Annotated in this window: 1 pseudogene; it reads left to right on the plus strand. The window is 64.6% G+C overall.

What is annotated here, in order from left to right:
• Positions 1 to 506 (plus strand): annotated as a pseudogene (locus ACR0I8_RS22150) (glycine dehydrogenase (aminomethyl-transferring)); the annotation flags it as partial.

Here is a 506-nt window from a genome sequence, read left to right on the forward strand (position 1 = left end):
CAGGCGACCAAAGTGGCGATCCTGAACGCCAACTACATCGCGGCGCGTCTGCAGGATGCCTATCCGATCCTCTACACCTCCGAGACCGGTCGTGTGGCGCATGAATGCATCCTCGACACCCGTCCGCTGGACGAGGCAGCGCATGTGACCGTGGATGACGTCGCCAAACGTCTGGTCGATTCCGGCTTCCACGCCCCGACCATGTCCTGGCCGGTGGCGGGCACCCTGATGGTGGAGCCCACCGAGTCCGAACCCAAGGACGAGCTGGACCGCTTCTGCGACGCCATGCTCTCGATCCGGGCCGAGGCGCAGGACATCATCGATGGCAAGATCGACGCGGAGAATAACCCGCTGAAAAACGCCCCCCACACGGTGCGCGATCTGGTCGGCGACTGGGACCGCCCCTACACCCGCGAACAGGCCTGCTTCCCGCCGGGCTCCATGGGCGTCGACAAATACTGGTCCCCCGTCAACCGCGTCGACAACGCATACGGAGACCGAAACCT

It is taken from the genome of Ruegeria sp. BG9 (assembly GCF_056538305.1).